19 protein-coding genes are annotated in these 12,461 nt (G+C 38.2%); 13 read left to right on the top strand and 6 right to left on the bottom strand.

Annotated features, from left to right (window positions below):
* The first annotated feature begins 28 nt into the window (after nt 1-28).
* From ACYVRA_RS09630 to ACYVRA_RS09620, 3 genes are all read left to right on the top strand, one after another.
* Nucleotides 29-784: a hypothetical protein gene (locus ACYVRA_RS09630; RefSeq protein ID WP_461252480.1), complete on the top strand. Its 756-nt coding sequence runs from the start codon at nt 29-31 to the stop codon at nt 782-784.
* Nucleotides 785-1,039: 255 nt separating this feature from the next.
* Nucleotides 1,040-1,300 carry a hypothetical protein gene (locus ACYVRA_RS09625; protein WP_461252479.1) on the top strand — a complete coding sequence of 87 codons (261 nt, stop codon included), beginning with the start codon at nt 1,040-1,042 and terminating at the stop codon, nt 1,298-1,300.
* A 4-nt stretch (nt 1,301-1,304) separates the two neighbouring features.
* A complete protein-coding gene (locus tag ACYVRA_RS09620; protein ID WP_461252478.1) occupies nt 1,305-1,826 on the top strand; it encodes a hypothetical protein in 522 nt (173 codons plus the stop codon).
* Nucleotides 1,827-1,928: 102 nt separating this feature from the next.
* Here ACYVRA_RS09620 and ACYVRA_RS09615 read toward each other — a convergent pair whose 3' ends face one another.
* Entirely contained in the window at nt 1,929-2,462 is a 534-nt protein-coding gene (locus ACYVRA_RS09615; protein ID WP_461252477.1) for an O-acetyl-ADP-ribose deacetylase, read from the bottom strand.
* A 229-nt stretch (nt 2,463-2,691) separates the two neighbouring features.
* On the opposite strand from ACYVRA_RS09615, the gene ACYVRA_RS09610 reads away from it, so the two are divergent.
* The 4 genes from ACYVRA_RS09610 (at nt 2,692) to ACYVRA_RS09595 (ending at nt 6,751) form a co-directional block, all read left to right on the top strand.
* Nucleotides 2,692-4,296: a mannitol dehydrogenase family protein gene (locus ACYVRA_RS09610; RefSeq protein WP_461252476.1), complete on the top strand. Its 1,605-nt coding sequence runs from the start codon at nt 2,692-2,694 to the stop codon at nt 4,294-4,296.
* A 23-nt stretch (nt 4,297-4,319) separates the two neighbouring features.
* Nucleotides 4,320-4,784: a hypothetical protein gene (locus ACYVRA_RS09605; protein WP_461252475.1), complete on the top strand. Its 465-nt coding sequence runs from the start codon at nt 4,320-4,322 to the stop codon at nt 4,782-4,784.
* A complete protein-coding gene (locus ACYVRA_RS09600) occupies nt 4,784-5,782 on the top strand; it encodes a DHH family phosphoesterase (protein WP_461252474.1) in 999 nt (332 codons plus the stop codon). Before ACYVRA_RS09605 ends, ACYVRA_RS09600 begins: the two co-directional genes overlap by 1 nt.
* A gap of 102 nt (nt 5,783-5,884) precedes the next feature.
* Entirely contained in the window at nt 5,885-6,751 is an 867-nt protein-coding gene (locus ACYVRA_RS09595) for a hypothetical protein (protein ID WP_461252473.1), read from the top strand.
* On the opposite strand, the gene ACYVRA_RS09590 is transcribed toward ACYVRA_RS09595, so the two are convergent.
* Nucleotides 6,748-7,788: an aldose epimerase family protein gene (locus tag ACYVRA_RS09590; protein ID WP_461252472.1), complete on the bottom strand. Its 1,041-nt coding sequence runs from the start codon at nt 7,786-7,788 to the stop codon at nt 6,748-6,750. The genes ACYVRA_RS09595 and ACYVRA_RS09590 overlap by 4 nt on opposite strands.
* Before the next feature lie 67 nt (nt 7,789-7,855).
* On the opposite strand from ACYVRA_RS09590, the gene ACYVRA_RS09585 reads away from it, so the two are divergent.
* Nucleotides 7,856-8,362, top strand: coding sequence for a DUF2147 domain-containing protein (locus tag ACYVRA_RS09585; RefSeq protein ID WP_461252471.1), 507 nt, complete (start codon nt 7,856-7,858; stop codon nt 8,360-8,362).
* Nucleotides 8,363-8,415: 53 nt separating this feature from the next.
* Here ACYVRA_RS09585 and ACYVRA_RS09580 read toward each other — a convergent pair whose 3' ends face one another.
* From ACYVRA_RS09580 to ACYVRA_RS09570, 3 genes are all read right to left on the bottom strand, one after another.
* Nucleotides 8,416-9,066 (bottom strand): ATP-binding protein, encoded by a 651-nt coding sequence (locus tag ACYVRA_RS09580; protein WP_461252470.1) that lies wholly within the window; start codon nt 9,064-9,066, stop codon nt 8,416-8,418.
* Nucleotides 9,067-9,278: 212 nt separating this feature from the next.
* The gene (locus ACYVRA_RS09575; protein WP_461252469.1) at nt 9,279-9,395 is read right to left on the bottom strand and encodes an AlbA family DNA-binding domain-containing protein; all 117 of its coding nucleotides are present in this window, start codon (nt 9,393-9,395) and stop codon (nt 9,279-9,281) included.
* A 180-nt stretch (nt 9,396-9,575) separates the two neighbouring features.
* A complete protein-coding gene (locus ACYVRA_RS09570) occupies nt 9,576-9,791 on the bottom strand; it encodes a hypothetical protein (RefSeq protein WP_461252468.1) in 216 nt (71 codons plus the stop codon).
* Nucleotides 9,792-10,299: 508 nt separating this feature from the next.
* Between ACYVRA_RS09570 and ACYVRA_RS09565 the strand changes: the two genes are divergently transcribed.
* From ACYVRA_RS09565 to ACYVRA_RS09545, 5 genes are all read left to right on the top strand, one after another.
* Entirely contained in the window at nt 10,300-10,701 is a 402-nt protein-coding gene (locus tag ACYVRA_RS09565; RefSeq protein WP_461252467.1) for a hypothetical protein, read from the top strand.
* Nucleotides 10,670-11,041 (top strand): DNA methyltransferase, encoded by a 372-nt coding sequence (locus tag ACYVRA_RS09560; protein WP_461252466.1) that lies wholly within the window; start codon nt 10,670-10,672, stop codon nt 11,039-11,041. Before ACYVRA_RS09565 ends, ACYVRA_RS09560 begins: the two co-directional genes overlap by 32 nt.
* Nucleotides 11,031-11,243: a hypothetical protein gene (locus ACYVRA_RS09555; RefSeq protein WP_461252465.1), complete on the top strand. Its 213-nt coding sequence runs from the start codon at nt 11,031-11,033 to the stop codon at nt 11,241-11,243. The genes ACYVRA_RS09560 and ACYVRA_RS09555 overlap by 11 nt, the downstream gene beginning before the upstream one ends.
* Nucleotides 11,244-11,690: 447 nt before the next feature.
* Nucleotides 11,691-11,969 (top strand): BrnT family toxin, encoded by a 279-nt coding sequence (locus ACYVRA_RS09550; protein ID WP_461252464.1) that lies wholly within the window; start codon nt 11,691-11,693, stop codon nt 11,967-11,969.
* A gap of 1 nt (nt 11,970) precedes the next feature.
* A complete protein-coding gene (locus ACYVRA_RS09545) occupies nt 11,971-12,180 on the top strand; it encodes a CopG family antitoxin (RefSeq protein WP_461252463.1) in 210 nt (69 codons plus the stop codon).
* On the opposite strand, the gene ACYVRA_RS09540 is transcribed toward ACYVRA_RS09545, so the two are convergent.
* Nucleotides 12,181-12,461, bottom strand: a 281-nt coding sequence (locus tag ACYVRA_RS09540; protein ID WP_461252462.1) for a 4Fe-4S dicluster domain-containing protein, incomplete at its 5' end; no start/stop codon positions are given.

The raw sequence follows: 12,461 nt of genomic DNA, 5'->3' as shown, positions 1-12,461 counted from the left end.
GAAAATAAATTAAATATGGAGAATTATTATGATTTATAAAAAAATAAATAATTGGTCAATTTTTCTGACAGCTCTTGTTTCTTATGGGATATGGTATTTAATAAATCCAGTAACAATCTTTAATAATAATATTTTTCAATTACCTTTAAAGATTATTATTAGTACTGTTTTTTCATTTGGTTTTTTCTCAATAATAGTTCCAGTATTAAATTGGCTTATTAATAAACACAAATTTATTAAAAGAATATTTTTTGGTACTAATTATATAGAAGGCGTATGGATTGGTTTTTTTATTAATAAAAAAGGAGTAGCGCTTACGATACAACAAATAGAGCAAACATCAGATGAAGTTTCTGTATACGGACAAACATTTAAATATAATAACGGCAATCCAATATACCGCAGTCTTTTTAATTCAACTGGCACATCATTTGATTTTAATAAACATATACTATATTGTACATATATATCTGATAAACTTGATGGAGTAAACGCCGGGTTTTTAAATTACCACTTTATTAACCAAGAAAAAAAGGCGCCTAATATGTTTTGGGGTTATCTTTCAAATTATATTTATGATGGTAAAATGTTTTTCTTGTGTGAAAAACATTGTGATATAGAAAAAATGCCAGATTTACAATCATGGATTAAAACAGCAAAAGATTTCTATGAAAGCCGTAAAGAATATTTCAAGCATATAATAAGCGATGAAAATGCGAAAAAAACGATAGAAACCGCTGTTGCAGATGAAGCTGGCACCAGTGGCGATCTGCATGCTCGTTAGTATTAAAAACAGACGGACTTGAATCGAAATATAGCATTGCATAGCCTTCGGACAAAAACCCCCTCTCCCCCTTTGTGATCTTTGTACCTTCGTGTTCTTAGTGTGAAATCTTTGGGATAGTTCAATAGCAGAAATTCTCATAATAGCAATAGCATTTTTATTACATAATATTGGCGTATATTTTACTTAAAAAAGAGGGTTGAAAATTGAAGAAAAATAGGTTATATTTATCTATAATAATTGAAGGAGTTAAATATGGGTGACTTTTGGACAGAAAAGCAGAAACAAGATATAGACTTTTTCAATGAAAACCTTGAAAAATGGGCTAACGACTCATTTTACAGGCTAAAATTTATCATAATTTCAGGGAAAGAAATAAAAGGCTTTTATGACACATTTGAAGCTGCCTTAAGCATTGCGGCAAGAGACTTCAAAGCCGGAGAATATATTATTCAGCAGATCTTACCGGAAAATGAAACGGTTAATTTTCTTTCACCTGCTCTAGCTTTAGCATAAAAATATGGCAATATATAACGAACATACATTTGACTTAAAGGTTAATCCTCAACCGCCAGCAGATATGCGTTTTGCAGTGGAATTTTCTCCATTTTCATTGCTCCAATCAGGATTTAATATAGTGGTTGAAATTTCTACAGCAAGCATATTCAAATCCCCGCCTTTGAATATGCCTCTTTCTTCAATCGTGGTAATGGCCCATTTTGATACAGGTGCGAGTTCCACATCAATAGATATAGAACTTGCAAAACACTTAAATCTTCTTAGTGTAGGAAAATCGGAAAACCGTACTGCTTCAGGTCCGCAAGTTATGCCAAACTTCGCCATTGACATTAGTTTCCCCGCTACAAAGTTATCGCCGTTTTATAATCTGCGTGTAGGTTCATGCAGACTTGGTTTTGATATTGCTAATAACATGAAACTTCCTAAATCAAAAAATATGGGCGTTCTTATTGGAAGGGATATAATGTCACGTTGGAATATTATATGGAACGGACCTACCTCTACTGTTATTATTGGTGATTGAAAACGTATATTATCGTACCCCCTCTCCCTTCTTCTTTGTGATCTTCTCTTCCTTCGCGCTCTTCGTGTGAAATCTTTGGGATAAATTCAACAGCAGAAATTCTCATCCATTCAAACCAATCTTCTTATAAATCTCAAAATTCTCCCGATCAAAACAAACAAAAATAACACTCTCAACAGATGTTTTGTTATTGTTAAAAAAATCCGCAACAGTGGAAAAAGCGATTTTAGCAGCTTGTTCTTTTGGGAACCCGAATATTCCCGTGCTAATATTCGGGAAGGCGACAGTCTTAATCCCATTCTCGGCTGCCAACCGCAAAGAACTCAAATACGCGCTAGATAACAATTCAGCCTCGTGTTGTTTTCCGCCATGCCAAACAGGGCCAACCGTATGAATAACAAACTTTGCTGGTAAATTACCACCGGTTGTAATCACAGCGTCGCCTGTTTTACATCCGCCTTTTTCCTCATGTATTTTTCGGCAAGCCAATTCCAATTCTCTGCCTGCCGCAAAATGGATCGCGCCGTCCACGCCCCCTCCGCCAAGTAATGATTCATTAGCGGCATTGACAATAGCGTCAACCGCTTGCCGGGTAATGTCTCCAAAAATAACTTGTATTTGATTGTTTTTTTCCATAATTACATTTTACCATAAATTTCACACAAAGATCACGAAGGGGGAATAAAAGGTTTTTGTTCGTTATCTTATCTTTAAGCTCACGCATAGCTTTCAGACAACAACCCCCTTTTCCCTCTTCTTTGTGATCTTCTCTTCCTTAGTGCTCTTTGTGTGAACTCTTCGGTATTAACTTCGGGATTAACCCCTACTGGATAAAAATTAAAAAAGAGATTACCATATCCATACTATGAAATTAAATAACGAATCATTAAATAACAGCGACTTTTGGGAAAAGGCGGGCATCGCCCTGCCGCGTTTTAACCGGGAAAAAATGATCGCCACTACAAAAGCGGCGCCGAAGTGGGTGCATTTCGGGGCGGGAAATATTTTTCGCGCTTTTCCGGCGGCTATGATGCAACAGCTGCTTGATAAAGGAGTTGAGACTACAGGCATTGTTGTCGCCGAAGGATACGACGGGGAAATAATCGATAAAAGTTTTACCGCGTTTGATAACTTGACAATAGTTGTAACGCTTAAATCGGACGGAAGTACCGATAAACAGGTAATCGCCTCCGTAGCGTCTTCTCTGCGGATGGACAATGAACTTGATACGCTTAAAAAAATTTTTGCCTCTCCCTCGTTGCAAATGGCGAGCTTTACAATCACGGAAAAGGGCTACAGCTTAAAAGGCCGGGATGGAACGCTCTTTCCGGACGCGGCGGATGATTTAAAAAAAGGGCCTTCTTCTCCTAAGAGCTACTTAGGGCGCATCGCCTGCCTATTACATGAACGTTTTAAAAACGGAGCGCTGCCGCTGGCGATGGTCAGCATGGATAACTGTTCGCATAACGGAGACATTCTCTTTGCCGCGATGGAAACAATCGCGAAAGGCTGGGTGGAAAACGGCGTGTGCGGCGCGGATTTTTTAGGCTATATCAGCGATAAAAGCAAAGTCTCCTTCCCCTGGTCGATGATCGATAAAATTACCCCGCGTCCCGATGACAGCGTGCGCGATATGCTTATCTCCTGCGGTCTTGAAAACATGCAGGGGGTTGTAACGTCAAAGAACACCTATGTCGCTCCTTTTGTGAACGCCGAAGAAACCCAATACCTCGTCATAGAAAACGCCTTCCCCAACGGCAGGCCGGCTCTTGAAAAAGCGGGCGTGCTGTTTACGGACAGGGAAACAGTTGACAGGGTGGAAAAAATGAAAGTCTGCACCTGCCTTAACCCTCTGCATACAGGCCTTGCTATTTTCGGCTGCCTTTTGGGATACACGCGAATCAGCGAAGAAATGAAGGACGCGAGTTTAGTCAAGTTAATCGAAGGCATAGGCTACCGTGAAGGGCTGCCCGTCGTAACAGATCCGGGAATCATCAAACCCAAAGACTTTATCGATCAGGTAATAAAAGTGCGCCTTCCAAATCCATTTATGCCGGACGCGCCCCAGCGTATTGCGATGGACACGTCCTTAAAAATGCCAATCCGCTTTGGTGAAACGCTAAAGGAATACATTAAAAGCGGTAAAAATCTTGACAGCCTAAAACTTATCCCGCTTGTATTCGCGGGGTGGCTGCGTTACCTCCTCGGCATTGACGATCAGGGCAAACCGTTTGAAGTAAGCCCCGATCCCAATTACAAAACCCTTGCGGTAAATCTTTCCGGCGTCAACTTGGGGCAGACGGGGCCGTTTCACGGTAAATTAGAGCCAATTTTATCAAATTCAGCGTATTTTGGAGTAAATCTTTATGAAGCTGGCTTAGGCGCACGGGTGGAGGAGCTTTTTACCCAAATGCTTACATGTCCCGGCGCGGTACGGAAAACACTTGATTTTAATGTAAATTTATGTTAGAATTTTAATTCTGGAGGTCAAAAATGAAAAATATCATTATTGTATTAATTTTCCTGGCATTAATATCACCAGCTTTTGCCCAACAAGAGGAAGATAAAGCTGATAGGCGCGCGGCAGACCCTTTTTATGCCATCAATAACACAAGAAACAGAGAGGAAAATTTTTATTACTTCAATGTTTCAGTTGAAAAAATATACCCGACAAAAGACGGCTATGTAGTTCAATACATGTGTACTTCTTCCTCAGTAGCCGTAATAGGCATTCCCAATGAATGGCTTTCAAACGCGGCGGGCAGAGCGGAAATAGTAACTTTATCGGTAGCGTCAGATTGGCCAACAATGACCGTATTCTACGTTGATGGAAAATTCAGCCATGTAAGATTGTATGTCCATCCTGCGAAGAGTCATCTGACATGGGGAAGTATTCCGCAAGGCGCCGATGTAAGCAAATTTTTTGCGGACAAAGATACGTTTAATCTTCAATTTTGATGGATTCAAATTTAGAGATTCTTGAAGTACCGGAAGAGCTTGTTAATTTTATAAAAACCTGCTCTAAGTTTATCATTGTCGGTCATAAAGAGCCGGACGGAGACTGCGTAGGGAGCCAGCTTGCCCTGCGCAGCGCTCTGTCGCGAATGGGAAAAGAAGCGATAGTTTGTTCGGCAGGTCCTTTTAAACGCGCGGAAATAAAAGAATATACTGATCAATTTGTCGCTATCCCGCCTGAAGCGAATAAAACAAATACAAAAGTGATAATCATCGACTGTACGGGAAGAGAAAGAACAGGGGACTTTAGCGAGCTTTTAAGCAAATTCTTCTGCGCGGTAATAGATCATCATGCCGCAGTAACCCATCCGCCGTCAACAATAGAGGAGCCTGTATATGTCGATCCAAACGCGCCTTCATGCACATTATTAATATATAAATTGATAAACGCGCTTGGGCTTGAATTGACGGAAGAAGAAGCGTCCTTGCTTCTTTTTGGAATGTGCACAGATACGGGTTTTTTTAGGCATTTAACGGAAAAGAACGCGCAGGTTTTTGAATGCGCGGCAAAATTGGTCTCCTGTGGCGCAAACCCTAAAAAAATATATTATAAATTGAACGGCGGAAAAACTCTTCCTTCCAGAAAATTATTAGGCAATATTTTATCAAGGGCGGAATCCTACTTTAACGGAAAACTTTTGCTTAGTTATGAAACTTTGAACGAGTTTCAAACTTTTGGGTTTGAGGCAAGGGATTCTGACAATTTAAATCAATTGCTTTTAGCGGTAGAAGGAATGGAAGCGCTTGTAATTATTCGCCAGGAGTGTGCCGACAATTGTACTGTGAGTTTAAGATCATTGGATAAAATTGACGTGTCACAGATTGCGGCGTCTCTTGGCGGAGGCGGTCACAAGAACGCCTCAGGTCTCACAATGAAAGGAGACATTCCATATGTAAAACAAATAATGTTAGATTCATTTAAAAAAACTTTCGCTGAGTAACTAAAAAAACTTCGATATGACAAACATCAACAAAAATTAACTCATTTCGTTGAATAATACGTCTGTCTTCCTGCCGCGCCGATATCTGGAATGAGGTAAACAATGCAAATAGAATCATTAAATAAAATTTATTCCGAATATCTTTCAGGAGAAATTGAACTCGGAGAATTTGAAGGTATTATTTATAAGTATCTTATAAACAATCAGGAAAAAACCTGCGTCAAGCACTGGAAACAGGATGAATATGAAGATTTTATTTCCTGGTTTTATCCCCGATATAAAAATATAATAGGCTCTTATCAGGAAATAGGAGCCTCATTTGAAGCGTTTTTTTACAGGTATATGCTTATTTCCGCAAAAGAATATCACGTACGCACGACAACTAAAGCGGTTGTAGAGTATTCAGCGTGGAGCGCGCGCGTTCCGGATATGTACGCGCGGGAAGAACCTCCCGTTTATACCATTCATCATACTGAAGAGGTAATAACAAAAATGATTATAGGAATAAAAGGCAGAAAAAGCACAAGACGGCTTTTAGCGCTTATTCTAAAATGTTATTATTATATTTCAGATGATTTTGCGGAAAAAATAGCCACATTGATTGGCATTGACTCTAAAGAATTAATAGAGATGTTAAACAAAATAAGAAGAATTAGGCAGGATAAAGACGATAATATTTATTTTTTAAAAGAAAGAATTTTTTGCCAGTTCTACAGGTGCATAATTTACGAAAAAAGGCTTTCTCTGATGCGGGAAAATACATTGGCGTATGAAAGACTTCTTCGCCAGCTTGAATCAGCAAGAGACAGACTGGATAGAATGCGCGAGCGTTTAAGCAGAATCCGCAAAGAAGCCACCCACAAACAAATTGCGGAAGTAATCGGCACGACAAAAGGCACTGTGGACGCGAGCCTTCACAGGCTTAAAGTAAGATGGGAAAAAATGTCCAAGAAATCCGATTTGAATTAGTTACATGAAAATGCAAATACCGCTTTTTCATGATAATCTTTTCCCGGTCCGGCGATGCAGGAAGGGAAGTTGCTTTGATTCGGAGAGTCGGGGTAATGCTGCGTTTCCAGACAAAATCCCGAATGTTTCACATAAATAGAGCCTTGTTTGCCTTCAACTTTTTTAAGGTGGTTCCCAGTATAAAATTGAACGCCAGGCTGGGTAGTAAAAACTTTCATTGTACGGCCTGAAACCGGCTCATAAACTTCGGCGCAAGGACGCAGTTTGCCCGGCTCTCCATCTACTGTAAAACAATGATCATACCCTTTAAATGGTTTAAAAAAGGAAACATCAGAGCAAATTTTTCGCCGCGTTTTAAAATCAAAATTAGTTTCATCAACAGGAAGAAGCTTGCCCGTAGGGATGCAATTTTTGTCAACTTGAACATAAGAAGATGAATATAGAAGCACATTATGAGAAAGTATACTGCCCTTCCCTTCTCCGGCTAAATTAAAATACGCATGATTAGTGAGATTAACCGGGGACGGTTTATCCGTCTTCGCGTAATAATCGCAAATTATTTCATTAGACTCAGTAAGCCCGTAAGTGACTACGGCTTTTAAGTTTCCCGGAAAACCGCAATCGCCATCGGGACTCTCAACCTCAAAACGGACATAGACGCCTCTATTTTCTTCATAGGCCCCAGAGTCCCAAAGAAGCCTGTCAAAACCACGCGGCCCCGAATGAAGGGAATTTTTGCCGTCATTTGCCGGAAGATCGTAAGTTTTTCCGTTTAAAGAAAAAGCGGCTTTGCCAATACGGTTGGCAAAACGCCCGACAGTAACTCCGATATATGGTTCATTGTGCAAATAACCGTCAAGGTTTGAATATCCCAACAATACGTCGTCTTTTACGCCTTCGCGCGAAGGAACAAGCAGGCTTGTCCATGCCGCGCCAAAATTGGTCAGCGATAATTTTAAATCGCCAGCGCTAAGAGTCCATAATTTAACCTTTTTCCCGTTAGAAAGAACGCCAAAAGTCTTTTTATCTATTTTCATATGCTAATTATACACTTGCCAGCGTATTACGTACAGGGTATAATAGGGCTATTAAGGAGAATGATCTATGAAAAAATTTATCGCCTTTGTTATAGGTTTATCAATCGCAGCTGTATGCTTTGCCCAAAGTGATCCTGTCGAAGGATACTGGATAAGCGTTGATGAAAAAACCAATAAAGTAACCGCCGGCTGGCAAATTTACCAGCAGAACGGCGTTCTTTACGGAAGAATTCTATCGTTATCAGAGGACCCAAAAGGTACAATTGCGAGCAAAGTCAAGGAAAGTTATAAAGACTTCCCCCTTCCCGGAAAAGTAAACCAAATGGAAGTTGCCGGCCCCCCGTGGATTTTCGGTCTTACCAAAAAAGATACAGGCGACTGGAGAGGCGGCAAAATAATTGACCCCGCTGACGGAAATATTTACAACTGTAGGATCACATTCCATAAAGCCGACGGCAAGAAGTATCAGAACGACACCCTTGAAATGCGCGGCGAAATAGGACTTGGCATAGGACGCAGCCAATTCTGGCGTAAATCCGACGCGGCAACCGCTGGAAATTTGTGGCCTAGGTGATAGGGAGTTAGACTGCTCAATTTAAAAATTTGATTAGTTTTAAAAATGACAGTCTATTTGACTTTCTCGTATCGTGTATTTTTCCCTCCGTTTATAGCTCTAATAACTCCCTTATCTATTAATCCCCGCAGAAGCCGCACCGCCATTGCCTGAGAAATAGATAAAGTACTCTCCACATTTTTCCTGACAATTTTACCCCGCTTGTTCAACAAGGCGATAATTTTTTCTTCTTTTTCGTTAAATGAAACCGGTAAAGTTTTTACTTCTTTTATCTTGTGATTATTTACATTTTTGTTAGGAAGAGTAATTTTAAACGCATTGGCGGTAGATTGTATTTCAGGTTTTCTTATATAGCCTGCGTAACTATGCATAATTTTTTGAATACCGATGCCATAACTTTCTATCAGGCGCAGCCGGTAAAAAACATTGGCAAGCTTCTCATTCCTGAGCATGGAAACACCCAGCATTATATCTTCAAGTGAAACGCCCTTCGGCAAACCGCCAATGGAAACAAACTCAATGCGGTCGTCAAATATGCTAATAAGAGTACTGCTCGAAAAAGCATAATCACGGTGAACCAACGCGTTAAGCAGAGCTTCCCTTAAAGCATCCTCAGGATAATCCCGTTCTTCTGAAGTTCCCTGACGGACATAGACATCTTCAGGACGAATACCCTTACCTTCATATAGAGTAGTCTGTAACAATTAAACCTTACAAAACATTATTCTCAAATTTTCTCTCGCAAAGGCGCGAAGGCGCAAAGTTCCTGTCCGATAGCTCATTATTGATCAATATATATTATTTTAACTACAAATCTTAATGGAAAAACGATGATCCTGCGAACAACAACTTTGCGCCTCTGCGCCTTTGCGAGAGGTCTTTTTGTAAATATTGAGTTGTTACAGAGTAAGAGCGTTCACCCAACAGTGTTGGCAAAAGCGATAATTGTTTTTTTAATTTCTTCAGTATATCCCCGTTTGAACTCCGTATTAAGGTTTTCACCGGCTTCGATTAGCTCCATGTCTAATGTCATATATTTCTCCTGCTTGCTGATACATTCTAATCATACTGATACTTACTTATACTTATTTACACATTCTAATACACTCTAATACATTCTAATCTTACTAATACTTACTGATACATTATAATACATTCTAATCATTTTTGTCAATATTACAAATTGCCATTGCCGGATTTAATTTTTTCCCAGTTATTTTGTCTTTTTTTCAAAATCTTCCATATCTTTCAGGGATTTTATCAAATTAAGCACGATTTTTGAGTCTCGTTTGTTTAACGCTTCCAGATTTTTAAGCACAACCCGCGAATCGGGAAGCGGCGGAGAAGAACCGCGCTTTTGCTGTTCATTCCCGGTAATGAGATATTCCACAGTTACCCCTGAAGCGACAGCAATTTCCTTGACCATCATACCGGAATAAGCTAGTAGTCTGTAACAGCTAAATATTTACAAAGAAGACCTCACGCAAAGGCGCGAAGGCGCAAAGGTTGTTGTTTGTGAGATTATCATTTTTCCTCCACGATTTGTAGTTAAACTAATATATTTAGATCAATAATGGGTCATCGGACAGGAACTTTGCGTCCTTTGCGTCTTTGCGAGAGAAAATTTGGGAATAATGCTTTGTTGTAAAGTTTTAGATGTTACTGACTACTAGTTCTGAATTTAAATTTTCCTTAAAACCCATAAATAACAAGTTACTTAAAAAACCATATTTTCTTATTGGCAATATGTAAAAATAAGTAGTACTATTATTTCAATATGTAAGTTTGCGTAATATTACGCAGAAAAGAGTGTTGAATGCCATGTATTAAAATTTTGTTATGTGTCATACTAGCCAAAAGTGTTTTGAATATTTTATTAATATGTTATTGAAAAAAATAAAATATCAAAAACATAATGATATTAAGGAGTATTTGAAATGAAAGATTCTACACGTTTTGTTTTTATTATTTTCTTCAGTATAATTGTTAATCTTGCCTCCTGTGATATTGGAGATCAGAATAAAATTAAAATCACAGAGGGTAAATATGTATTTAATATGGATTGTAATGTTTATATAGAAATATTGAATCAAAGAGAATTATATTTTCATAATATTGATTTTTCATCAACGCAGGCATACTTAGATGGAATGGGTGTAATTATTGATGTTAAAACACAACTTGATATGAAAAAACACAATTTTGACATAACAGCTTATGCGTTATATGTTTTTGTAACTAATGTTGAAAACTTTGGAGATTTATATTTAACAATTCCTTATTCAAATGAAGAACAAACATTAACTTATGGCCATAAAACGTTTTTATTGGATAGATAATATTATACAAAAGTATACAGATGAAGGAGATATTATTTTAGACCCGTTTTTAGGGTCTGGCTTCATCTGTAATGAAAGCATGAAATTGGATAGAAGATTTATAGGAATAGATATAAATCCTTTTTCAATAGAACATACTACATTTTTATTAAATTTACCAAATTCAAATGAATATATGGAAGCAATAAAAAATATAAAAAATAAAGTTTCATCAATAATTAACGACTCTTATCGTTTGAGTGATAATAATATCGCTTCTCATTATTTATGGGAAAACAATAAATTAATTAAAATTTGGCGGAAACTAAAAATGGAAGAAATATCTGGGGGTGGCTTGTAACTTGACCGCTTACGGCTGTAAATTGTCCAATGAATACGGTTTTGACGGGGTTGTTGTTTTCGAGCCGAAAACCGCCCTTATTCCCCATTACGAAAAAACGCTTGGAGCGGTACGCATCGGCGAAAAAAGAATGGCTATTCTTGAAGATAGAGCAATGCTCTTGCTTAAAAAATATTTTCCCGAAACACAGGAGGAATTATAATCGTTATAGACACACAGGATAAATTTGACTGTATTAAGAACGCTCTCGAAGACGGAGAAATCATTTTAGACAATAGAGAACGAACTAAAGAAGAGTGGAAAGAAATCAGCAGAGAACTTGCAGAGCTTAAAGCGACGCGGCAGAAAAATAAAACCTCTGCTAAAGAAGCAGTTTTGGCGTAGCTGGTAAATTTATATTTTTTGCAAACAAGCATTTATCCCACAATGAGGCTGTTCAAAATGAAGAATTTTTTCAAGTTGGTTAGTATTATAGCTCTTATGCCGGTAATAAGTTTCGGAATGATGGAGGTAATAACGGCTCAATAACTGGCGGTAGCAGCGGTGGGATTTACTAAAGGCAAGCGGTACTAATAAATATCGTACTTATATATCAATTTGTCAAAAAATCCTATTGACAGTATAATTATATTATAATTATAATATAATTATGAGGATAATCTGGGACGAGAAAAAAAACCGCAATAATATAATGAAACATAAAGTTTCATTTGAAGAAGCAGAAACTGTATTTTATGACCCTAATGGTAAATTGATAAATGATCCAGATCATTCCAAAGATGAAGATAGGTTTATTTTTTTAGGTTTGAGTAAAATGTTACGTTTGTTGGTTGTATGTCATTGTTATAGAGAAAATGATGAAACAATAAGAATAATAACCGCAAGAAAGGCAACCAAGAAAGAAGTAAAATATTATGGAGTAAAGTAAAATGAGAAAGGAATACGATTTTACAAATGCAAAGCCAAATCCGTACTTTAAAAAATTACGGAAACAAATTTCAATACGACTCGATATTGACACAATAGGGTATTTCAAAAAGAAAGCTGAAGAAACAGGTATAGCGTATCAAAATTTGATAAATCTGTATTTGTCGGATTGCGCGGCACATTCAAGAAACATAAACATAGTTTGGAAATAACTATTTCTCCGCCACCAATTTAAAAAACTCCGCCTGTTGAGCTTTAAGCAGCGCAGGCACGTCAAGCCCGTAAGGACAATTCTGCTTGCAATGGCCGCAGCCGGTACAATCGTCAATAAGACGCATATATTTTTGCCATTCTTCTGAGAGCCAATATTCTTTGACTGCCCTTTTAGCCAAGAATGTTATACGCGCCGCGTTGTTAATGGGAATGCCGACGGGACACGGCAAACAGTAACCGCAACAACGGCAGAAACTGCCGGAAAGTTCCGCCTTATCGG

This window comes from Treponema sp. R8-4-B8 (assembly GCF_054786175.1).
This window is presented reverse-complemented; position numbering and strand designations above follow the sequence as displayed.

Bases quoted from the DNA above. Each gene is read 5' to 3' on its own strand.
- ACYVRA_RS09570 (WP_461252468.1), bottom strand. From the start codon at position 9,791: ATGATGGTCAAGGAAATTGCTGTCGCTTCAGGGGTAACTGTGGAATAT.
- ACYVRA_RS09620 (WP_461252478.1), top strand. From the start codon at position 1,305: ATGGCAATATATAACGAACATACATTTGACTTAAAGGTTAATCCTCAA.
- ACYVRA_RS09630 (WP_461252480.1), top strand. From the start codon at position 29: ATGATTTATAAAAAAATAAATAATTGGTCAATTTTTCTGACAGCTCTT.
- ACYVRA_RS09585 (WP_461252471.1), top strand. From the start codon at position 7,856: ATGAAAAAATTTATCGCCTTTGTTATAGGTTTATCAATCGCAGCTGTA.
- ACYVRA_RS09605 (WP_461252475.1), top strand. From the start codon at position 4,320: ATGAAAAATATCATTATTGTATTAATTTTCCTGGCATTAATATCACCA.
- ACYVRA_RS09545 (WP_461252463.1), top strand. From the start codon at position 11,971: ATGAGAAAGGAATACGATTTTACAAATGCAAAGCCAAATCCGTACTTT.
- ACYVRA_RS09590 (WP_461252472.1), bottom strand. From the start codon at position 7,788: ATGAAAATAGATAAAAAGACTTTTGGCGTTCTTTCTAACGGGAAAAAG.
- ACYVRA_RS09595 (WP_461252473.1), top strand. From the start codon at position 5,885: ATGCAAATAGAATCATTAAATAAAATTTATTCCGAATATCTTTCAGGA.
- ACYVRA_RS09565 (WP_461252467.1), top strand. From the start codon at position 10,300: ATGAAAGATTCTACACGTTTTGTTTTTATTATTTTCTTCAGTATAATT.
- ACYVRA_RS09610 (WP_461252476.1), top strand. From the start codon at position 2,692: ATGAAATTAAATAACGAATCATTAAATAACAGCGACTTTTGGGAAAAG.
- ACYVRA_RS09560 (WP_461252466.1), top strand. From the start codon at position 10,670: ATGGCCATAAAACGTTTTTATTGGATAGATAATATTATACAAAAGTAT.
- ACYVRA_RS09625 (WP_461252479.1), top strand. From the start codon at position 1,040: ATGGGTGACTTTTGGACAGAAAAGCAGAAACAAGATATAGACTTTTTC.
- ACYVRA_RS09615 (WP_461252477.1), bottom strand. From the start codon at position 2,462: ATGGAAAAAAACAATCAAATACAAGTTATTTTTGGAGACATTACCCGG.
- ACYVRA_RS09600 (WP_461252474.1), top strand. From the start codon at position 4,784: ATGGATTCAAATTTAGAGATTCTTGAAGTACCGGAAGAGCTTGTTAAT.
- ACYVRA_RS09550 (WP_461252464.1), top strand. From the start codon at position 11,691: ATGAGGATAATCTGGGACGAGAAAAAAAACCGCAATAATATAATGAAA.
- ACYVRA_RS09575 (WP_461252469.1), bottom strand. From the start codon at position 9,395: ATGACATTAGACATGGAGCTAATCGAAGCCGGTGAAAACCTTAATACG.